Below are 20,266 nucleotides of genomic sequence, written 5' to 3' on the forward strand. Positions count from 1 at the left end.
GGCGGCTCCCACTCTACAGGGCACGGGGCTCGCGCCGAAGTTCCTTCCGCCTCGCCACCACCCCCACCCGCTGGGGTCGCGCCAGCCACAGCGCCACCACCATCAGCCCCACCAGCGCCAGCGAGCCACCGCCCGTGCTGCAGCCCCCGGGAACCGGGCCCAGGACCCGCACCTTGCCCTCGGGAATGAAGGTCATGGGTGACACCGCTTCCGACTGGAGCGCCATGGGCTGCACGCGCTGGCCGGGGATGACCATCGCGCCGGGTTCCTGCTGCTGCCCGGGTGCGTCATCCGCCTCGCACTTCGGCGGCATGCCGTAGACGCGGAGGCGGAACGAGCTGCCGGGGCTTCCGGAGATGGTCGCCTTCAGCAGGTTGTCGCCCCCCATGACCACGCCCGCGGCGATCAGCGAGACGTCGGGCTTGAACTGCGCGGGCGTCACCTTCTCGTGACCGTTGAGCCACACCCAGCCGGACGTGGCCGGCGCGCTGCTGTAGCCGTTGTCCACGCACAGCACGCCCACGCCCGAGCCGGGGAACTGGAACTCCGCCGAGTTGGGCCCGCCGGTGGTCCGCGTCAGCTCCACCGACGTCAGCAGCGGCCAGTTCTCGGGCTCGAAGCACACCTGGATGGGGAGCCGCCCCTCCTTCTGTCCCGGATCGCAGTGGGGCTCCTCCTGCAGTTGGAAGGTGAAGGAGTGCACGTTGAAGTCGCCGCTCGCGGGCGCCGTCCACACCACTCGCACCTGGCCGTCCGCGTCCACGCTCAGGTCATTGAGGTTCTCGTCCTCCACCCCGCTCGTCAGCACGTACAGCGTCTGCGAGGCCAGGTCATACAGGGCGATGTCGAAGTCGCTCTTGCCCGGGGCCCTCCGCTCGAAGGCCACCAGCGAGCCGCTGATGCTCGGGTTGGCGTCCAGGCCCGGCAGGGCCAGCCGCTGCTCGGCGCCGCCGCCCACCGGCTTCCAGTAGATGTCCCGGTCCGTCACGCCGTCCACCGTGCGCGTGCTGGCGTAGACCACCACCTGGCCGTTGGTGTCCGGCTGAGAGTCCTCGCCCTCGGCGCCGGTAAGGGCCTGGGTGACGAAGCCGCCCTCGCTCCACCGCGCCTCCCAGATGTCGCAGCGCAGGCCCTGCGCGTCGCACTTGGCCCAGACCACCGTCCTGCCATCCGGGGCCACCGAGGGCGTGCGGTCCTGCAGCGTGTCATTCGTGAGCCGGGTGAGGATGTCCCGGTCCAGGTCATACGTGGCGATCTCCGGCTGCAGCGAGTTGCCGGTGTAGCCGAAGTCCTGCCACGCCACCGTGCGGCCACCAATCACCGCCGCGCGCCGGCTGCAGCCCGCCTCGGGGGCCACCTCCACCGGAGTGGCCTCGGGGCCCACGTCGAAGGTGTAGATGGAGCTGGAGGCGCTCACCCGGGTGAACACCACCGTGCCGCCGCTCACGTCCGACACGAAGTCGAATGCGCCCTCGTTGGGGATGGCCGCGTCCTGGCCCGACGCCAGGTCGTGGTAGCGAATCTCACTCGTGCCGCGGACTTCATTCGTATAGGCGACCAGCGCCCCGCTCACGTGCGGGTCCGTCTGGTCACCCGGCCCATTGTTGACGACCCGATGGGTGCCGTGGATGGGGCGCGCCTCCATCTGCGCGAAGGCGGGGTACACCGCGGGGAACAACATGGAAACCAGGGCCAGTGTCCTCAGCATCGGAAACGACCTCCCGGAGAGACCGAGACGACGACCCATGCCTGCGCAAGGCACTGTGGGCCCGGTAGATCCGGTGCTGGCTTCCCACGGCGGTCACGGCCGGCCGTACTTCAGGCCCCGCGGCTTTGCGCACCAAGGCTTTCGCCCTGGATTGCCCTTGAACAGGATGAACTAGGGGAGAGTCTAGGGAGCCTGCTCGCCAGGGGTCAAGGCGAACGGCCACTCGTCCGACTGCTCTCTACGGGGAAGCGTCGTTTGCTTGATTCCAGATGTCCTGAGTGTCCGTCTTCAGGGGTGGCGGAGTGGTGTCGACCACCACGTCCTGCCGGTCCCTCTGTTCAATACGCCCCACTCCGACGGCGCGGACGTCCACCGTGTTGCGGCCCTCGCGCAGCGACACCTTGCGCTCGAAGTGGCCCTCGGCATCCGGGGTAATCGTGACGCCGTCCACCTCCACGCGGCTGCCCGGCTCCGTCTGCCCGCGCACGAGCAGCTCGCGCTCGCGCCGCGTGCGGTCCACCGGCCAGTCCACCTTGAGCAGCAGGCTGCCCGGCACGGCCGCGGGCTCGGACGGGGCCTGTCCCGGGCGGATGACGGCCTGCTGGCCCGCGCGGACGATGACGACCTTGCCCTGCCCGAGCAGAGTCACTTCACCCTCGCGCGTGCCCACCGCCACGGTGCCCCGGCCGTTGTTGCTCATGGTGAAGGAGCCGCTCTGCTCGAGGGTGGCCACCGCGTCGGCGTTGCCCGCCTTCACCTCGAAGGTGTGCCGCTGGCCGGGGCGCACCACGGCCGTCGCCATACCGCTGGCGAGGAGGATGCGGGACACCGACTCCGTCAGGTCCTCCACGGAGATTTCGGTGCCGGGCTCCATGCGCACCTCCACGGCCTCGCCGCCGATGAGCATCGCGTACGAGCCGTCGTCGGTGCGCACCTTCTCGTTGCGGCGCAGGGCCGTGCCCACCTTCGCCGGTTGCCAGGTGCCGTCCGAGTGCAGCACCTCCACGGTGCCGGACACCTCGGTAATCTCCAGCTCCAGCGGCTTCTTCGCGACCGGGGCCGCCACGGCGACGGGCGCGGGCGGAGGGGGCGGCGGCGGAGGGGGCTGGCGCAGGAAGACGAACCACCCCACCGGCAGCGCCGCGAGAATCAGCACGAGGCCGACGAGGAAGGACGTCTGGCGTCGGGGTGGGCGGGGGTCGGCCATGGGCAGCCTCGCTTGCTATCACACCCCGGTGAGGGGCCTCACGCCTTCGGAAGCGTCACGATGAAGCAGGCTCCCTGCCCGGCTTCCGAGCGCACCTCGAGGGTGCCGCTCGCCTCCGTCACCACGCGCCACGCCACGCTCAGCCCGAGCCCCACGTTGGACCACACGTCCTTGGTGGTGAAGAAGGGCTCGAAGATGCGCGGGCGGATGTCCGGGGAGATGCCCTTGCCGGTGTCCTCCACCTCCAGGAAGCCCCGGCCGTTGCGCTCCCCGGTGCGCAGGGTGAGCCGTTTGATGGGCGTCTTCAGCATCGCCGTGCGCGCGTTGGACAGGAGCGCCAGCACCACCTGCGACAGGTGCCCGGGGTCCGCGCGCACGCGGCCCAGCCCCTGGCCCAGCTCGGTGACGAGGGTGATGCCCTCGCCGCGCGTCTGGTGCTCCGTGAGGCTGAGCGCGTCGCGCACCACCGCGTTCAGGTCCACCGGCCGCAGCTCCGCGCGCTCGCGCTGCTGGGAGAAGCGCAGCAGGTTCTGGGTGATTTCCTTGCAGCGCTTGGCGCTCTGCTCGATTTTCTGCAGCGTCCCCAGGTCCGGGTCCGCCGCGCCGCGGTCCAGCATCAGCAGCTGCACGTTGCCGAGGATGCCGGCCAGCGGGTTGTTGATTTCATGCGCCACGCCCGCGCCGAGCTGCCCCACCGCCGCCAGCTTCTGCGCCTCCAGCAGCTGGGCCTGGGCGGTCTTCAGCTCGAAGGTGGCCTCGTCCACGCGCGTGCGCAAGTCATCGTTCCACCGCATCAGCCGGGTGCGCGCCGCCTCCAGCTCGGAGCCCATGCGGTTGAAGGTGGTGGCCAGCTCACTCAACTCGTCCTGGCCCTCCACCTTCACGCGCCTGTCCAGCTCGCCGCGCCCGTAGGCCTCGGCCCCCTGCACCACGTCCGCCAGCCGGCGGTTGAGGCGGCGGGTGAAGAGGGCGCCCAGCCCGAGCAGCACCATGAACGTCGCGCCGATGGACGCCAGCACCGTGCGCCGCATGGCCGTCACCGGCGCCAGCGCGGTGGCCTCGTCCACCTCCACCACCACGTCGAAGCGCAGGCCCTGCGGCACGCGCGCCACGCTCACCCGCCGCGCGGGCGCCTCCACGCGGAAGCTGCGCACGGCGTCCTGCAGCGGCCCGTTGGGGGTGAGCAGGTGCGCGGTCAGCTCCGGCCCCAGCACCTGCATCCGCCGCTCCGGCTCGGAGCTGGCCAGGATGCGCCGCTCCTCGTCCACCAGGTCGATGCGCCCCAGGCCATTGGCCGCGCGGCGCAGCAGCACCGCCTCCAGCGGGGTGAAGACCACCTCCGCCAGGGCATAGGGCGCACCCTCCCCTTCGGCCAGCTTCACCGCCACGGCCACCGCCGCGCGCTGTCCGTCGCCATGGGCGTAGGCGCTGCCCAGCGCCGCCTGGCCCTTGCCGCCTCCGCGAAGGGTCTGCACCGGTACCGAGCGCACCCACCGCTCCAGCCCCGCGGTGTGGAAGGCCGGGTGCCCGTCCAGCGCCTGCGCCCGGAAGACAGGAGCGCCCAGCGGCCGGCCGTCCGCGTCCAGCTTCAGCACCGCGCTCACCGCCGGGGACTGGCCGTAGAGCAGCCGCAGGCCGCCCACCGTCTCCGCGTCGCTGACGGACTCCCAGTCGATGAGCTCCGCCGAGCGGGCCAGCGCGTCCACGACTTCCATGAGCGAGGCGCTGACGGCCTCCGCGGTGGCGGTGGCCTGGGCGCGCTGCTCGGCGTCGATGCGGTTGGCCAGCTCGGCCTCGGCGCGCGAGAGCAACAGGAAGCCGACCGCGGCGAGCGGGAGCACCGTCGCGGCGAGCATGAAGAGGACGAGCTGTTGGTAGAGCCTCATCCGGCCACGGAGCGTACCACCCGCTCCCTGTCACTGCGCAGGAACACCGAGCCGGCAATCGCCTTCGCCCGCTTCTTCATGTCGGCCGCGCGCCGCGCCAGCTCCGCGTGGTCCTGCGAGCCGTCCGTCATCACCGCGACGACAGAGACGCTCATGATGGGGAAGTGCCGCTTCTCACCGTAGCGGTCCTCCGCCTCGATGTGGCCGCGCTCCCGGTCCTGCCTGTCGTAGTAGAGCGGGATGATTCTGTCGAAGGTCTCAATCGCCTTCTGGCAGATGCGGTCCACCGTCTCCGTGGAGGTGATGAACACGAAGTCATCGCCGGCCACGTGGCCCAGGAAGTCTCCGGGGCCACCCTCCTGCGCGAAGATTTCGCGCATCAGGTCGCCCGTCTGGCGCACCACGCCGTCCGCCTTCGCGAAGCCGTAGTAGTCGTTGTAGGCCTTGAGGTTGTCGAGGTCCAGGTAGCAGAAGGCGAAGGGCCGCCGCGCCACCAGCCGCCGCTGCACCTCGCGCTCAATCGCCGTGGAGCCCGGAAGCTGCGTGGTGGGTGACGCGGACAGCTCCTGCTCCTTGCGCCGCATCACGCTCTCCACGCGCGCACCCAGCTCCAGCGCGTCGAAGGGCTTGGTGAGGTAGTCGTCGCCGCCCAGCTTGAGGGCGCGCACCTTGGAGGACGTCTCCGCGCGCGCGGAGATGAAGATGACGGAGATGTGGCCGCTGGCGCGCTCGGCCTTGATTTCCTCCAGGAAGACGAAGCCGTCGCCGTCCGGCAGCGTCACGTCCAGCAGGACGACGTCCGGCCGGCGCTCGCGCAGGGAGCGGCGCCCCTCCTCGATGGAGCCCGCCGTCGCCACGTCGAAGCCGATGTTCTCCAGCACCTCGCGGCAGATGGCGGCAATCTTCACGTCGTCGTCCACCACCAGCACGCGCCCGTGGGCGGGGCCGGCGCGGCCGCGCACCAGCGAGTCCACCGTGGCCAGCAGCTTGTCCGGCGCCAGCGGGCGCACCAGGAAGGCGTCCGCCCCGGCGCGGAAGGCGCGCTGTCGCTCGTCGAAGGCGGACGTCACCAGCAGCGGCGCGCGGCGCGTCTCCGGGTCGTGCCGGAGGATTTCGGCCAGCCGCAGCCCGTCCACGTCCGGCAGCCGCACGGACACCAGCACCATGTCCGGGTGGTAGTTGCGCGCGGCGACCAGACCGTCCTCGGCGTTGAAGGCCAGCCGCACGTCATACCCGCGTCCGGTCATCAGCGCCTTGGCGATGAAGCCCACCTCGGGCTCGCCCTCGATGACCAGCACCCGGCCCCGGTTCTCCTTGCGGCGAGGCAGCGCCGGCGCCTCCTCCGAGTCGTCCGTCGCGCGCAGCTCCGGCGGGGGCTCGGTGGGCAGCACCGCCATGAAGCGCACGCCGTCCACACAGGGCTCGCACCAGATGCGACCGCCGTGGGCCTCGACGATGTTGCGGCAGATGGCCAGTCCCAGGCCGGTGCCGCGCACGGTGCGGTTGGCCTTGGTGCGCGCCTGCTCGAAGCGGTCGAAGATGCGCTCCAGGCTGTCCTCGGCGATGGGGTCGCCGCTGTTCCAGCAGGACATCACCACGTAGCCCGGCAGGCTGGAGGTGGCGTGCAGCTCCACCCGCACCTCGCCGCCCTCCGGCGTGAACTTCACCGCGTTGTTGAGCAGGTTGTTGAGGACCTGGTTCAGGCGGTTGGGGTCCACCAGCGTCCGCAGCGGGTGCCGGGGAAGAATCGGCTTCACCAGGATGCGCTTCTCGGCGAAGGCCGGCTGGTACTTCTCCACCACGCGCTGAATCAGCTCGTCGAGGTACCCCACCTCGAAGTTCATCCGCAGCCGGCCCTTGGCGAACTTCGACAAGTCGAGCAGGTCGTCGACGATGGTGTTGAGCTTCTCGGTGGAGTCCTTCGCCAGCGACAGGTAGCGGCGCTGCCTGTCATTGATGTCGCCGGCCATGAAGTTGAGCACCAGGTCCAGCGCGCCGGCGATGGACGTGAGCGGCGTGCGCAGCTCGTGGCTCACCATGGAGACGAACTCGTCCTTGCGCTCCTCCAGGCGCTTCTGGTCGGTGATGTCGCGCAGCACCACGCACACCCCGCGCAGGGTGCCGCGCGCGTCGCTGACGGGCGTGACGGTGACCTGCACCTCGCGCTCGAAGAGCTTCACCTCCTCGCGCAGCACCTGGTTGCCGCTGTACTCCCAGCCGCGCACCAGGTGGAAGGGCTGGAAGCCCAGCCGCTCCTCCATCATCCGCGTGGTGTGGCCCTCGACGTCGTCGCCCGCCTGGAGGAGGCGCCGGGCGGCCGGGTTCATCACCACGATGTCGTTCTTCTCGTCGGTGAGGACCACGCCGTCCGCCATGGACTCCACCATCCGCTCCATGCGGTGGCGGGCCTCTTCCTCCGCCGAGCGCAGGGACTGGATGGCGTCCGCCGTCTGGTTGGCCAGGACGTCCAGCAGCACGCCGTCGTCCTCGGTGAAGGCGTCCGGCCGCTGGCTGAACAGCGACAGCATGCCCACCGGGCGCCCGCCGGCCACGAGATTCACGGTGAGCTGGCTGGGGTAGACGGTGGCCGCCTCGGCGTCCTGCGTGGTGGTGCCGGCCACGCGGGTGATGACACGGTCCTCCGGCAGGGCGAGCCCGCTGCTCTTGCGGTACGCGCCGAGCATGGACTCCTTCACGCCCAGCAGCGCCTTCTCCCCCACCGTGCCGTGGCAGCGCAGCCGCAGGGTGACGCTGCGCGACGAGTCGGGGGCGATGAGCGCCGCGCCGCAGTCGTACGGCAGCACCCGCGCCACGGCGATGAGCACCCGGTCGATGATGTTGTCGTAGCTGGCCGGGTCGTTCGCGCTCGCGCGGCTCACCTCATAGAGGACGAAGAGCGCCTCCACCCGCTGGTGGAGCTGGCGGATGAGCCGCTCCTTGTCGCGCCGCAGCTGGGTGAACTCCACCGCGTTCTTCACGGTGATGATGAGGTCGTTCACGTCCCAGGGCTTGGTGATGTACCGGTACACCTGGCCGCGGTTGATGGCCGCGATGATGTCTTCCGGGTCCGTGTAGCCGGTGAGCAGCAGCGTGGTGACGTCGATGCCCTCCGCTCGCGCGGTGGCCACCAGCTCGATGCCCGTCATCTCCGGCATCCGCTGGTCCGTGATGAGCACGTCCACGGTCTCACGGCGCAGGAGTTCCAGCGCGGCGGCGCCATCGGGCGCGGTTAGCACCCGGTACCGGCGCTGGAACATCCGCGTGAGGATGTCCAGGACGTCGGCCTCGTCATCGACGAAGAGCAGCGTGTGGCGGGGCTCGGACAAAGCGGATGGAAGTGTACGCAAGAATCGCCGTCCTGCCTCAAGTTGTGAGAAAGGCGACCGTTCAGCACGCACGCCAGGTGCGTGGGGGGACACCGAACGAATTGACTCTACACGTCTGTTCAGGGAGAGTGGACACTGAAAGCCTGTTGCCTGGACGTCCGTGCCCCTAGCCGGACGCCAGCCGAGGGAGGGAGCGCATGGAAGAGCTGACGGAACGCCAGCGCGAGATTCTCAGCTTCATCGTCAAGGAGACGGAGACCCGGGGCTTCCCCCCGACCATCCGCGAGATTGGCGAGCAGATGGACATCCGCTCCACCAACGGGGTGAACGACCACCTGAAGGCCCTGGAACGGAAGGGCTACCTCAACCGGGGTGAGCAGCAGAGCCGCTCCCTGGTCCCCACCAAGCGGGCGAGGCTCGCGCTGGGCCTGGGCATGAAGAAGGACGCCGGCATGGTGGAGGTCCCCCTGCTGGGCAAGGTGGCGGCAGGCGCCCCCCTCCTCGCCCAGGAGCACATGGAGGACTCGGTCAAGATCGACAGCTTCCTGCTGGGCGGGATGAACGGCCGCGAGGTCTTCGCCCTCCGCGTGAAGGGGCAGTCGATGATTGACGACGGCATCCACGACGGGGACTACCTCTTCGTGAAGAAGACGCCGACGGCGCAGCCGGGCGAAATCGTCGTGGCCCTCATCGAGGACGAGGCCACGGTGAAGCGCTACTACCCGGAGGGCGACCGCATCCGCTTCCAGCCGGCCAACGCCACCATGCAGCCCATCTACGTGAGCCGGGCGGAGTTCCGGTCCACCATGATTCTGGGCCAGGTGGTGGGCGTGTACCGCAAGCTGCAGGGCGGGCGCGTCTAAGGAGTCCCTGCCCCCCGCCAGGGGGGCGTTCCGCTCCGAGCAAGCGCCCGGGCGCCGTCCAAGCCCGAGCTGCTCAGGGGCACTTCTGCACGCCAGCATCCGCCGCGGTGACGCGGGCGCATGCGGCCTGCTGCACGGTGGAATCCTTCAGCTCCCGCGCCAGCCGGGCGGTGGTGAGCTGGAGTTCCGTGTCGCTCGCGTACTCCTGCTCGGCGCTGAGGCTGGCGAGGATGCGCAGCGCGTCCGGCTTGCGGCCCAGCTCCGTGAGGAGTCCGGCCAGCTCGCGCAGCTCGCGGATGTCCTGGCCGGAGACGGACTCCAGGGCGGCGTCGAGCTCTTCCAGCGCGGCCTCGCGGTGCTGCATGGCGAGGTGGATGCGGGCGAGCGCCACATGGACGACGGCGCGGTCCTTCACGCGCAGGGACTCCTTGTAGGCGGAGATGGCGTCACCGGGCTTGTCCAGCCGCATGTGGATTTCGCCGACGAGCTCCCACAGCGTCGGGTCCTTCGGGGAGCGGCCCGCGGCTTCCTTGTAGGCGTTGGCGGCCTCGGGGAGCTTGCCGGCGCGCACGAGCGCATCTCCCAGCGTGGTGAGGACCTCGGGCGTGCGCACGCCCTGGCTCACGGCGCGTGTCGCCTGTTTGAGCACCTCGTCGTGGCGGCCCTGCTGCGTCAGCACCTCCAGGGCGCGCATGGTGAGCGCGGACCGCGCCTCGCCGGTCGTGACGTTGGCGGCGAGGGTGAAGTGGCGCACGGCCTCTTCGTGCTCGCCCTTCTTGAGGTGCAGCTCGCCGAGCGACTCGAGCGCGTTGTAGTCGTTGGGGAAGAGGCCGATGGCCTTGCGCAGGGAGCTCTGGGCCTCGGGCACCTTGCCGAGCTGGGCCTGGATGAAGCCCAGGCGGCTCCAGTTGGTGGAGCGCTTGGGTTCGAGTTGGACGGCGGCCTCGAACTCGGCGGCGGCGTCATGGATGCGACCCATGGAGAGGAAGACCTCGCCCCGGGCGGCGGGGAGGCGCGGGTCGTTCGGGGTGAGCTGCTTCATCGCCGCGAAGGAGGCGAGCGAGGCCTCGAACTGGCCCTGGAGGTACTCGGCGGTGCCCTTGAGGTAGAGGCCCTCGGCGTGGTCCTTGGGGTTGACGCGCGGAGGGCCATCGTCACACGCGGCGGCGGCGAGCAGGGCGAGCAGCGGGAGGACGCGCAGACGCGGGGACATGGAAGCTCCGACTCTCAGAAGTGGTACGAGATGCCCGCGTTGAGGTCCAGGTTGAGACCGTCGCCGAGCTTGGACTCGGCGAGGCCCATCACCGCCTGCGCGACGTTGGTGCCGGCCTCGAGCTGGAGGCCGACGTGGCCGGCGATGAGGTACTCGAGGCCGGCGAAGCCGACGACGGTGGGCAGCGGGCCGGTGGACTGGAAGATGCCGAAGTCGCCGAAGGACAGCTGCACGCCCAGGCCGAAGCCCCAGTAGGGCCGGAGGGTCTTCGCGACGTTGTGGTAGTGGCGCGCGCCCACGAGGCTGGGGAGGACGTTGAGGCCGCCCTTGGCGCCCTCTTCATTGGAGCGCACGTAGGAGAAGCCAATCTGCGCGAAGGCGACCCACTCGGGGTGGAACCAATAGCCGAGCTCCAGGTCGGCGCCCGGGTTGAGGGTGGCCAGGTTGTCGATGAAGTTGTTGTTGATGCGCAGGCCCAGCATGTAGCCGCCGCCGCCCGTCTTCGTGGCGCCGTCCAGCAGCGGGCGGGCGGTGAGGGACTCCTCGGGGGAGACGACGAGCGCGGCGAGGAGCTCATCGGCGACGGCCTCGGCGGTGCGCAGGAGGGTGTCGGCCTCGGGGGCCTCGGCGCGGGGCTTGGCGAGGCTCCTGCCGCCAATGGTGTCCACGAGGCTGGCGGTGAGGAGGTACTGGTCGCCGAAGCGGTCCAGTCGGCCGGTGATGATGTAGCGGGCGCCGGTGATGGAGGAGAGCTCCTGGAGGCAGGCGCCGCGGTCGCAGGACTTGATGCCGAGGAGCTGACGCTGGCGCTCGGCGTCGAGGACCGTCTCGATGTCGCGCTGGGAGAGGACGCGCAGGCGCGGGGACTCGGAGAGGCGGGAGGCGATGAGCGAGGTGACGCCGGGCGCGGAGTCGCGGGCGGACTCGTTGGACTCCAGGGTGAGCACCGCGACGACGAAGGAGTCCTTCTCGGGCTCCGGGGCCGGAGTCTGCGCGGGCGTGGCGACGGGCGCGGCAGCGGCGGGCGGCGTCACCAGGGCCGGCGTCTCGGAAGCGGAGGGAGGCACGGGCGCCGGCACGTTCGAGACGGGGGCTGGTGCTTCGGAAGCGGAGGGAGTCGCGCTGCCATCCGCGGGGGACGTCACGGTGGAAGTGGCGGGAGCCGCGCTGCCTGCGGTGGGCGGAGGCTGGGCGGCGGCGGGGGCTGCGACGGAGTCAGGTGCGGCACTCCCCTGTGCGGGCGGAGTCTGGGCGCGAGCGGCCGAGGCGAGGAGGACGAAGAGGGAGGCAAGCAACGGGAGGGAGCGCGGCACGGCGCGACACTCTACCCTCACCCGGGCCGCTCACAGAGGGCCGGTTGGTCGCCCTGCCACATCCGCTGCTCGGCCGTAGGGCCAGGGAGGCGGGCAGGCGCCCGCCCCCGCCTCATGACGATGGCATCGGCCCCAGGTATTCGAGCGGGTCCACCGGCTTGCCATCCAGCCGGACCTCGAAGTGCAGGTGCGGCCCGGACGTCTTCCCCGACTCGCCCACCGTGGCGATGATCTGCCCCGGCAGCACCCGCTGTCCCGTGCGCACGCGCAAATCCCGATTGTGCGCGTACAGGGTAATCAGCCGGTTCGAGTGCTCCACGATGACGATGTTCCCGTACCCACGCTGCTCGCCCGCGTAGAGCACCGTGCCGTCCTTCGCGGTCTTCACCGGGCTGCCCGCGGGCGCGGCCAGGTCGATGCCGTCATGGGGCTCCTTGCCCTTCTTCCCGAAGCGCCCGTACAGCACCCCCTTCAACGGCCAGTCCAGCATCCCCTGCGTGGCCAGGCGGGGCCGGGAGCCCGTCCCCGGACGCGGCGCGGGCCGCGAGCGACCCGGCGCCTCCTCGCGACGCGCCACCACCGGCACGCTGCGCCTGGGGCCACCCGTCCGCACCGGCTCCGAGTCCGCCTCGGCCAGCACTTCCGGCGCCTCCGCCGACCCGCGCTGCTCCACGCCGGGAACGGTCAGCTCCTGCCCCACCGCCAGCGTCCACGGCGCCTTGATGCCGTTGGCGGCTCCCAGTTCCTCCACCGTCAGGCCGTACGTCTTCGCGATGCGGTACATCGTCTCGCCCGCCGCCACGCGGTGCCGCACGGACACCAACTCCGGCTCCGGGTGCGCGCCCCGCAGGGCGAACGGCAGCGCGACTGGCTTCCCCGAGGACGCCGCCGCCGCCGGAGCCACGGCGGCACCCTGGGATTCACCCACGGAGTCCAGCGCCGTGTCCGGACCGGGCGCGGCGGCCCGGGTGCCCACGCAGCCGGAGAACAGCACGGCCACGAGCAGCACCCGGAGCGCCCCACCCGCTCGGCTGGACACGGACGGCCTCAACGCTAGGCACCATCCGGTTCGTGCCGGTCGAACCCGTCGACCCGCCACCCCGAGAGGTCGGCGAGGCGCCCGTGGTCTGTCAGCTCGAAGTGCAGCGGCGTCACCGAGATTCGCTTGTCCAGGTGCACCGCGTTGCAGTCACTGCCCGCAATGTCCTCGTGCTGGTACTCGTTGCCGCCAATCCAGTAGTACTTGCGGCCGCGCGGGTCGACCTTCTCCACCACCGCGTACCCGTAGGTGTGTCGGCCCTGGCGCGTCACCACGTAGCCGTCCGGCTCCACCCCACCGGGGATGTTCACGTTGAGGAGCATCCGCGGCGGCAGCGGCCGGGCCAGCGCGCTGGCCACCAGCGAGCGCGCGAAGCGGGCCGCCGGCCCGAAGTCAAACTCCCCCCGGGCCACGAGGCTGAAGGCGATGGCGGGAATCCCGAGCAGGGCCCCCTCCATCGCCGCCGCCACCGTACCGGAGTACATGACGTCTTCCGCCAGGTTGGCGCCGTGGTTGATGCCGGAAACCATGAGAGTCGGGCGATCATCCTTCATGAGGTGGTTGATCGCCAGATAAGCGCTGTCCGCGGGCGTCCCGTCGACGGAGAACCACCGCTCGCGCACCTCCTTGATGCGCAGCGGCCGGTGCAGGGAGATGGCATGGGAGGCGGCGCTCTGCTCGCGGTCGGGCGCCACCACCCACACCTCGCCCAGCGGACTCACGGCCTCCACGAGGGCCTTGAGGCCCTCGGAGAAGTAGCCGTCGTCGTTGGAGACGAGGATGCGAGGTTGCTTGTCGCTCACGGGCTCACTTCTTCTGCGCCAGGGAGCGGAAGACCGACCTGCCGGCGTAGCGGGCCGCCGCGCCCAGCTCCTGCTCGATGCGCAGCAGCTGGTTGTACTTGGCCACGCGGTCCGAGCGCGACGCCGAGCCCGTCTTGATCTGCCCGCAGTCCAGCGCCACGGCCAGGTCGGCGATGGTGGTGTCCTCCGTCTCACCCGAGCGGTGGCTCATCACCGACGTGTAGCCCGCCTTGTGCGCCATGCGCACGGCGTCGAACGTCTCCGTCAGCGTGCCAATCTGGTTCACCTTCACCAGGATGGAGTTGGCCACGCCGGTGTCGATGCCCCGGCCCAGGCGCTCCACGTTGGTGACGAAGAGGTCGTCGCCCACCAGCTGCATCTTCCCGCCCAGCGCATCGGTGATCTTCTTCCAGCCGTCCCAGTCATCCTCCGCCATGCCGTCTTCGATGGAGATGATGGGGTAGCGCTCGGACAGGCCGCGGTAGTAGTCGAGCAACCCGGACGAGTCGAACTCCTTGCCCTCGCCCTTGAGCTTGTACTTCTTCGAGCCCTTGTCGAAGAACTCGCTGGCCGCCACGTCCAGCGCGAGGAAGAGCTGCTCGCCGGCCTTGAAGCCCGCCTGGTCGATGGCCTCCATGATGAGCTTCAGGGCCTCCTCGTTGGCCGGCAGGTCCGGGGCGTAGCCGCCCTCGTCGCCCACGCCGGTGGCCAGCTTGCGGCCCTTGAGGATCTTCTTCAGCGCGTGGAACACCTCCGCGCCCCAGCGCAGGCCTTCAGCGAATGTCGTGGCGCCCGCGGGCACCACCATGAACTCCTGCACGTCCACGCGGGTGTCCGCGTGCGCGCCGCCGTTGAGGATGTTCATCAGCGGCACGGGCAGGGTGCGCGCCTGCGCGCCGCCCACGTACTTGTACAGGGGCAGGCCGTGCGCATCCGCCGCCGCGCGGGCACAGGCCATGGACACCGCGAGGATGGCGTTGGCGCCCAGTTTGCCCTTGGTGGGCGTGCCGTCCAGCTCCAGCATCTTCTGGTCCACGGCGAACTGGTCCGCCGCGTCCAGGCCCACCAGGCCCGGGGCCAGCGTGTCGGTGACGTTCTGCACCGCCTTGCGCACACCCTTGCCCAGGTAGCGCCCCTTGTCGCCGTCGCGCAGCTCGATGGCCTCGTGCTCGCCGGTGGAGGCCCCGGACGGCACCGCCGCACGGCCCCGGGAGCCGCCGGCCAGCAGGACCTCGGCCTCCACGGTGGGGTTGCCGCGGGAGTCGAGCACTTCGCGCGCCACGATATGGACAATCTCGGTCATAGGTCGCCGTTTCTAGAAGAGGGCCTCGGAGCGGGCAAGCATGCTCGCATCCGGCGCTGCTACAGTGTCCACCCGCCGAATGCCGCCCAACCGCCGCCAAGCCCTCAAGGGGCCTGACCCCCTCCTCGCCCAGCGCCGCCGGGGTGCGTTGCTGGGCCTGGCCGTGGGCAATGCCCTCGCCGTGCCCACCGCGCACCGCCCCCTCATGGCCGTGTCCTTCCCCACGCCCGCCGAGGGCCCCTACCTCAAGCTGATGGGCGGGGGGCCCCACGAGCTGCGCAAGGGCCAGGTGACGGAAGAGGTGCAGCTCGCATGCTGCCTCAGCCACAGCCTGCGGGACTTGAAGCGCTACGACGCCGCGGACGCGCTCCGCCGCTACCGGGGCTGGCAGCCCCACGCCTTCGACATCAGCGAGCCCATGAAGGAGGTGCTGGAGGACTGCCTCGCCGGCCCACCGCTGGGCGCCGGCCGCCGGGTGTGGCTGCGCGCCTTCCGCCAGCCCGCGGGCGTGGGGAGCCTGGCGCGCACCGCGCCGCTGGGCGTGTACCTGGCGGGCGACACCGCCGCGCGCACCCAGGCCTCGCTCGAGGACTCCGCCCTCACCCACTTCGACCCGCGCTGCCAGCTCGCCTGCGCCGCCTTCAACGCGGCCCTGGCCCGGGCCGTCACCAGCGGCGCGGGGCTGAAGCCCGAGGACCTCCTCGTCGCCGCGGAGTCCGGCCTGCTCGTCGCGGGCGCGGCGCTCGGACGCTCCGCGAGCGACTACGTGCAGGAGGTGACGCAGGCCGCCGCCCTCCTGCGCGAGGACCTGGTGCTGGCCCGGCAGACGGACCCGCAGCTCTACGGGCCGGAGCTGCACCTGCACCGGCCACTGCACGCCGTCCGCGTCGCCTTCCGGCTGGCCTTCTGGGAGCTGCTCCACGCCCCAACCGCCGAGGCCGCGCTGCTGGACGTCGTCCACCGCGGGGGCGACACGGAGGCCCACGCCGCGATTACCGGCGCGCTGGTGGGCGCCTTCCACGGCGAGGAGGCGCTCCCCGCCGAGTGGCGCAAGGGCGTGCTGGAGGCGCTCGCCACCGTGAAGGGCCCCCTCTGGGACGTGTACCACCCGAGGCACCTGCTGACGCTCGCCTCGGCGTGAGCACACCAGGCCCGGGGCCCCGCTCGCGGCCCCACGGAGCCCTGGACGTGAGAAGCCCGCGGGGGTGGTCCTCTCTGGGAGGACACCCACCGCGGGCCGGGTGACACACGGCGCGGCATCAGGGCCGCGCGTTGGAATCAGGACAGCAGGTCGATGACCACCACGCCCCGCTGGGGCTTCTCGTCCTCGGTCTCCGTCCGGCGTCGAGGGCGGTCGTCAGGAGCGGGCAGCGGCAGCTCCACCACCGGCCGCTCATGGTCCTCGCGGCGGCGCTCACGTCGCTTGATTTCTTCGATGATGAAGGCGTCGAGCATGGGTCTTCCGTCTCCCTCAGCCTACGTACCCCGATGTACGCCCGCCGTCCCGCCCCATTACCATTTCCACCTGTCTCAGATGCAAATTAAGAACCCCGGTTCTCCAACGGGTACGTGGCAGCCATCTCGCACGGTTGCTCGTCCGCCACCCGACACCCAGGCCCCACCAACCGGGGCGCGGATGTCATGGAAGCCGAAATACCGCAGGGACGGTGTTCATTCTAATGCCCTCGAATTGGCCCGCAAGCGGTCCAACTCACGGGCAGACCCGTGGCATTCAGGGCGACAAGCTCCCCGCTGGAGGGCCTGCCTGCCCGCCTGCTTCCAGGCGGGCATGACGGCCTGCGTCAGAGGTCCTTTCGGACCTGGGAGGGAGGCTCAGGTCCCTTCCGCGCGGCGCTTGAAGGCCTCCAGCATCTTGGGGAGCGAGGTGTCCACCAAGGCGTTGACGACGGCCTTGGGCACCAGCAGGCCCAGGGCCATCTCCACGTTGTAGGTGGCGCGCGTCTTGCCCTCGCCCTCAGGCTCCAGCACCCAGCTGCCCTTGTTGTCCTTCATCATCTCACCTTCGATGAAGGACCAGGCCATGCGCTTGGGGCGCTCTTCGGTGACGCGGATGGAGTAGCGAATCGTCTTCACCACATCGACCTTGTAGTGAAGCTCCAGGGTGTTGCCCTGCCGGTTGGCGGCGCGGACCTCCTTCACCTCCGGCAGGAACTCCGGGTAGCGGTCGTACTGGGTGATGACGTCGAAGACCTTCTCGACGGGAGCGTTGATGACGATGGTCCGCGTGGCGCCAGGCATGAGTGACTCCGTCTCCGGAAGGGCGTGAAGGACGACCTAGAAAGCGTAGCCCGGCTTCTTGTCGAACTTGTGCACGGACTGGATGAAGCGAACGGTGCCCGTCTTGCTGCGCATGACGACCGAGTGCGTCTCGCAGCCGCCGCCGAAGAAGCGCACGCCCTTGAGGAAGTCGCCGGTGGTGACGCCGGAGGCGGCGAACATGACCTCGCCCTTCGCCAGCTCCTCGGCCGTGTAGATCTTGGAGATGTCGGTGATGCCCATCTTCTTCGCGCGGTCGATTTCGCCCTGGTTGCGGGGGACGAGCCGGCCCTGCATGTCACCGCCGGTAGCGCGGATGGCGGCCGCGGCGATGACGCCCTCGGGCGCGCCGCCAATGCCCATCAGCACCTCCACGCCGGTGTCGTCGAAGCAGGTGGCGATGGCGCCGGCCACGTCACCGTCCTCGATGAGGCGGATGCGGGCGCCCGCGGCGCGGACCTCCTTGATGAGGTCGGCGTGCCGCTCGCGGTCCAGCACCACCACGGTGAGGTCCTCGACGTAGACCTTCATCTTCTCCGCGATGTTGCGGAGGTTCTCGGTGGCGGACTTGCGCAGGTCGATGGCGCCGCGGGCGCGGGGGCCCACCGCGATCTTCTCCATGTACGTGTCGGGCGCGTTGAGCAGGCCGCCCTTGCCGGCCATGGCCACCACGGAGATGGAGCCCGGACGGCCGTAGGCGCACAGGTTGGTGCCCTCGAGCGGGTCCAGGGCAATGTCCACCTCGGGGGCGCCCTCGCTCCGCTTGCCCACCTTCTCGCCGATGTAGAGCATGGGCGCCTCGTCGCGCTCGCCCTCGCCGATGACGACGGTGCCGTCGATATGCAGCGCGTCGAAGGCCTTGCGCATGGCGTCCACGGCGGCCTGGTCCGACTCGTCCTTGTTGCCGCGGCCCATCAGTCGGGCGGAGGCGATGGCCGCCATCTCGGTGACGCGCACGACCTCCATTGCCAGGTTGCGATCCATGTGTGTGCTCCTTGAGTGTCCCTGAAGGTTCAGGTGGAAGCGGCGGAGTCCCTAGGTGGGCTCCGAGGGTTTCATCAGCCGGACGACGGAGTCTGGCAACCGGGTGGGCTTGCCGTCGCGCCCCACGCAGGCATGCAGGGTACGACCGGTGCACAGCAGCGTGCGCGGCTCGCCGTCGCGGAAAAGCTCGTAGGTGAACACGATGGAGGCACGGCGCAACTCGTCCACCGTGACGCGGATGACGATGAGGTCGTCGTAGCGGGCGGGCGACTTGTACTGGCAGCTCGCCTCCGCGACAGGCAACTGGAGGCCGGAGCGCTCCATGTCGGCATAGCTGCCGCCCCGGGAGCGGAAGAACTCGCTGCGGGCGAACTCGAAGTAGCGGAAGTAGTTCGCGTAGTAGACGACACCCATCTGATCGGTGTCGCCGTAGATGACGCGAAGCCGGGCCTCGACCATGAAGCGCTGAAGGTAACAGGGCCCCCGTCGGCGTCCAAGCAGTCGTGCCGCTTGTTGGTTGCTTCTCACCAGCCGACCGGGGCAGCTTCTAATACGTATGATTCGAGCCCTACTGCTGGTGACGGCCCTTGCCGCCCTGCCCGCCTCGGCGCGTCCGCCGCGGCTCACGCTGTTCATCACCGTGGACGCGCTCGGCAGCGACGTGTTGCTGCGCAACCGGCCTCGACTCCAGGGGGGCCTGGGGCAGCTCCTCACCGCGGGCGCCTTCTACCCGTACGCCCGCTACGGCTTCGCCGAGTGCCGCACCGCGCCGGGCCACGCCACCCTCTCCACGGGCACCAACCCGTGGCGCCATGGGGTCATCGACAACCGCTGGGTGGACCGCGCCACCGGCAAGCCCGTCAACAGCTTCGTGGACCCGGCGCACCCGGTGCTGGAGGTGCCGCTGTCGCCGGGGCAGGACGCCAGCCCGGCCAACCTCATGGTGGAGACGCTGGCGGACCGGCTCCGGGTGGCGACGCAGGAGCGGGGCAAGGCGGTGGCGGTGTCGCTCAAGTCCCGCGCGGCCATCGCCATGGCGGGCCGGCTGGGGCAGGCGTGGTGGTTCGACGACGGCGTGGGGAAGTTCGTGACGGGCACCTGGTACACGAAGGAGTTCCCCACCTGGGTGAAGGAGCTGAACGCGCGGAAGCTGCCTGAGTCGTACTTCGGGAAGAAGTGGGAGCTGATGCGCCCCCGCGCGGAGTACGTGGGCGAGGACGAGCGCCCCTACGAGGTGAACGCGTACGGGCTGGGCCGCACCTTCCCGCACCCGCTGGACGGCGGGCTGCCGTCGCCGGGGCTGATCTCCTACCGGGCATTCGGCGTGTCCCCCGACTCGCATGACGTGCTGGTGGAGGCGGCGAAGGCGGCCATGGTCGGCGAGGCGCTGGGCAAGGACGAAGTGCCGGACCTGCTGGCGGTGAGCCTCAGCGGGACGGACCTGGTGTTCCACGAGTTCGGTCCGTACTCGTGGGAGATGCAGGACTCGCTGCTGCGGCTGGACAAGGCGCTGGGCGACCTCATCGCCGCGGCCGAGCGCGCCGCGGGAGGCCGGGCCAACCTGGTCATCGCGCTGACGGCGGACCACGGCGGGGCGACGGCGCCCGAGCAGTGGGCAGCCCAGGGGCTTCCGGCGCAGCGGGTGAGCCCGGTGGTGCTGGCGCAGGAGCTGACCCAGGAGCTGCGCAAGCAGTTCGGCGGCGACGTGACGGCGTCGCTGGAGGAGCTGGACGTGTACCTCTCCGGCAAGTCGCTGGAGGGCCCCAAGGTGGACGGCGCGGCGATGCGGCGCGCGGCGGCGGCGTGGCTGGCGAAGCACCCGGCGGTGGTGACGGCGGTGGCGCGGGACGACCTGTTCACCGCGCCGGACATCGCGGGCCACCTGACGCCGCTGCGCAAGGGCTACTTCCCGGAGCGCAGCGGAGACGTGCTGTACATGGTGAAGCCCTTCCACCTGCTCTACACGGACGCGGAGGGCACGAGCCACGGCACGCCGTACTCGTATGACTCACAGGTGCCCGTGGTGTTCGCGGGCAAGGGCATCAAGCCCGGGGCGTACCTGGAGGAGATGGACCCGGTGGACGTGGCGCCCACGCTGGCGGCGCTGATGGAGATCGGCATGCCCGCATCCGCCGAGGGCAAGCCTCGCGCGGAGATCCTCACGGGCAAGTGAGCGTCCGCTGAGTCGCGGGAGATAGTCAGGCCAATCGCAGACGTGGCGGTGGCCTCTGTGTCGCCACGGCCCGGCCAGGCAACCCGCCGAGCGCCTGTCCGTGCTCGAGGCTGAGCTCAGCCGACGCCATTCGCAGCTCACGGTCAAAGGCACCGAGCCGGGGCTCTCACG

At 70.5% G+C, this 20,266-nt stretch carries 16 protein-coding genes; 3 read left to right on the forward strand and 13 right to left on the reverse strand.

The features are described 5' to 3' along the window. Positions 1-13: 13 nt before the first annotated feature. The 4 genes from G4D85_RS36935 to G4D85_RS36950 all read right to left on the reverse strand — a co-directional run bounded on the left by G4D85_RS36935 (position 14) and on the right by G4D85_RS36950 (position 8,127). Complete coding sequence (locus tag G4D85_RS36935; RefSeq protein ID WP_164018798.1) at positions 14-1,708, reverse strand: TolB family protein; 1,695 nt, start codon at positions 1,706-1,708, stop codon at positions 14-16. Positions 1,709-1,946: 238 nt separating this feature from the next. After that, entirely contained in the window at positions 1,947-2,915 is a 969-nt protein-coding gene (locus tag G4D85_RS36940) for a FecR domain-containing protein (protein WP_164018799.1), read from the reverse strand. 38 nt (positions 2,916-2,953) lie between these two features. Continuing rightward, positions 2,954-4,801 carry a sensor histidine kinase gene (locus G4D85_RS36945; RefSeq protein ID WP_164018800.1) on the reverse strand — a complete coding sequence of 616 codons (1,848 nt, stop codon included), beginning with the start codon at positions 4,799-4,801 and terminating at the stop codon, positions 2,954-2,956. Continuing rightward, a complete protein-coding gene (locus G4D85_RS36950) occupies positions 4,798-8,127 on the reverse strand; it encodes a response regulator (RefSeq protein ID WP_164018801.1) in 3,330 nt (1,109 codons plus the stop codon). Before G4D85_RS36950 ends, G4D85_RS36945 begins: the two co-directional genes overlap by 4 nt. 197 nt (positions 8,128-8,324) lie before the next feature. Between G4D85_RS36950 and lexA the strand changes: the two genes are divergently transcribed. Then, complete coding sequence (lexA, locus tag G4D85_RS36955) at positions 8,325-8,990, forward strand: transcriptional repressor LexA (RefSeq protein ID WP_164018802.1); 666 nt, start codon at positions 8,325-8,327, stop codon at positions 8,988-8,990. 73 nt (positions 8,991-9,063) lie between these two features. On the opposite strand, the gene G4D85_RS36960 is transcribed toward lexA, so the two are convergent. The 5 genes from G4D85_RS36960 to eno all read right to left on the reverse strand — a co-directional run bounded on the left by G4D85_RS36960 (position 9,064) and on the right by eno (position 14,661). Beyond that, complete coding sequence (locus G4D85_RS36960; protein ID WP_164018803.1) at positions 9,064-10,203, reverse strand: tetratricopeptide repeat protein; 1,140 nt, start codon at positions 10,201-10,203, stop codon at positions 9,064-9,066. Positions 10,204-10,217: 14 nt separating this feature from the next. Then, entirely contained in the window at positions 10,218-11,270 is a 1,053-nt protein-coding gene (locus G4D85_RS36965; protein ID WP_240359720.1) for a hypothetical protein, read from the reverse strand. 358 nt (positions 11,271-11,628) lie between these two features. Continuing rightward, positions 11,629-12,567 carry a LysM peptidoglycan-binding domain-containing M23 family metallopeptidase gene (locus G4D85_RS36970; RefSeq protein ID WP_164018804.1) on the reverse strand — a complete coding sequence of 313 codons (939 nt, stop codon included), beginning with the start codon at positions 12,565-12,567 and terminating at the stop codon, positions 11,629-11,631. A 2-nt stretch (positions 12,568-12,569) separates the two neighbouring features. Beyond that, entirely contained in the window at positions 12,570-13,358 is a 789-nt protein-coding gene (gene surE / locus G4D85_RS36975) for a 5'/3'-nucleotidase SurE (RefSeq protein WP_164018805.1), read from the reverse strand. Positions 13,359-13,362: 4 nt separating this feature from the next. Next, entirely contained in the window at positions 13,363-14,661 is a 1,299-nt protein-coding gene (eno, locus tag G4D85_RS36980; protein WP_164018806.1) for a phosphopyruvate hydratase, read from the reverse strand. 79 nt (positions 14,662-14,740) lie between these two features. Between eno and G4D85_RS36985 the strand changes: the two genes are divergently transcribed. Next, positions 14,741-15,802, forward strand: coding sequence for an ADP-ribosylglycohydrolase family protein (locus tag G4D85_RS36985; RefSeq protein ID WP_164018807.1), 1,062 nt, complete (start codon positions 14,741-14,743; stop codon positions 15,800-15,802). A 137-nt stretch (positions 15,803-15,939) separates the two neighbouring features. Here G4D85_RS36985 and G4D85_RS49015 read toward each other — a convergent pair whose 3' ends face one another. The 4 genes from G4D85_RS49015 to G4D85_RS37000 form a co-directional block, all read right to left on the reverse strand. Further along, the gene (locus G4D85_RS49015; protein ID WP_205520329.1) at positions 15,940-16,116 is read right to left on the reverse strand and encodes a hypothetical protein; all 177 of its coding nucleotides are present in this window, start codon (positions 16,114-16,116) and stop codon (positions 15,940-15,942) included. A 378-nt stretch (positions 16,117-16,494) separates the two neighbouring features. After that, positions 16,495-16,920, reverse strand: coding sequence for a type II toxin-antitoxin system RatA family toxin (locus tag G4D85_RS36990; RefSeq protein ID WP_164018808.1), 426 nt, complete (start codon positions 16,918-16,920; stop codon positions 16,495-16,497). Positions 16,921-16,956: 36 nt separating this feature from the next. Beyond that, entirely contained in the window at positions 16,957-17,922 is a 966-nt protein-coding gene (gene glpX, locus G4D85_RS36995; protein WP_164018809.1) for a class II fructose-bisphosphatase, read from the reverse strand. Between the two features lie 51 nt (positions 17,923-17,973). Further along, positions 17,974-18,381, reverse strand: a complete 408-nt coding sequence (locus G4D85_RS37000) for an acyl-CoA thioesterase (RefSeq protein ID WP_164018810.1) — start codon at positions 18,379-18,381, stop codon at positions 17,974-17,976. 97 nt (positions 18,382-18,478) lie between these two features. Here G4D85_RS37000 and G4D85_RS37005 point away from each other — a divergent pair, with 97 nt between their 5' ends. Beyond that, the gene (locus tag G4D85_RS37005; protein WP_164018811.1) at positions 18,479-20,095 is read left to right on the forward strand and encodes an alkaline phosphatase family protein; all 1,617 of its coding nucleotides are present in this window, start codon (positions 18,479-18,481) and stop codon (positions 20,093-20,095) included. Positions 20,096-20,266: the final 171 nt, after the last annotated feature.

Source organism: Pyxidicoccus trucidator, from assembly GCF_010894435.1.
GTDB classification, from domain to species: domain Bacteria; phylum Myxococcota; class Myxococcia; order Myxococcales; family Myxococcaceae; genus Myxococcus; species Myxococcus trucidator.

Coding starts and splice junctions, on each gene's coding strand:
- G4D85_RS36935 (WP_164018798.1), bottom strand. CDS start 1,708: ATGCTGAGGACACTGGCCCTGGTTTCCATGTTGTTCCCCGCGGTGTAC.
- G4D85_RS36940 (WP_164018799.1), bottom strand. CDS start 2,915: ATGGCCGACCCCCGCCCACCCCGACGCCAGACGTCCTTCCTCGTCGGC.
- G4D85_RS36945 (WP_164018800.1), bottom strand. CDS start 4,801: ATGAGGCTCTACCAACAGCTCGTCCTCTTCATGCTCGCCGCGACGGTG.
- lexA (WP_164018802.1), top strand. CDS start 8,325: ATGGAAGAGCTGACGGAACGCCAGCGCGAGATTCTCAGCTTCATCGTC.
- G4D85_RS36960 (WP_164018803.1), bottom strand. CDS start 10,203: ATGTCCCCGCGTCTGCGCGTCCTCCCGCTGCTCGCCCTGCTCGCCGCC.
- eno (WP_164018806.1), bottom strand. CDS start 14,661: ATGACCGAGATTGTCCATATCGTGGCGCGCGAAGTGCTCGACTCCCGC.
- G4D85_RS36985 (WP_164018807.1), top strand. CDS start 14,741: ATGCCGCCCAACCGCCGCCAAGCCCTCAAGGGGCCTGACCCCCTCCTC.
- G4D85_RS49015 (WP_205520329.1), bottom strand. CDS start 16,116: ATGCTCGACGCCTTCATCATCGAAGAAATCAAGCGACGTGAGCGCCGC.
- G4D85_RS36990 (WP_164018808.1), bottom strand. CDS start 16,920: ATGCCTGGCGCCACGCGGACCATCGTCATCAACGCTCCCGTCGAGAAG.
- glpX (WP_164018809.1), bottom strand. CDS start 17,922: ATGGATCGCAACCTGGCAATGGAGGTCGTGCGCGTCACCGAGATGGCG.
- G4D85_RS37000 (WP_164018810.1), bottom strand. CDS start 18,381: ATGGTCGAGGCCCGGCTTCGCGTCATCTACGGCGACACCGATCAGATG.
- G4D85_RS37005 (WP_164018811.1), top strand. CDS start 18,479: ATGATTCGAGCCCTACTGCTGGTGACGGCCCTTGCCGCCCTGCCCGCC.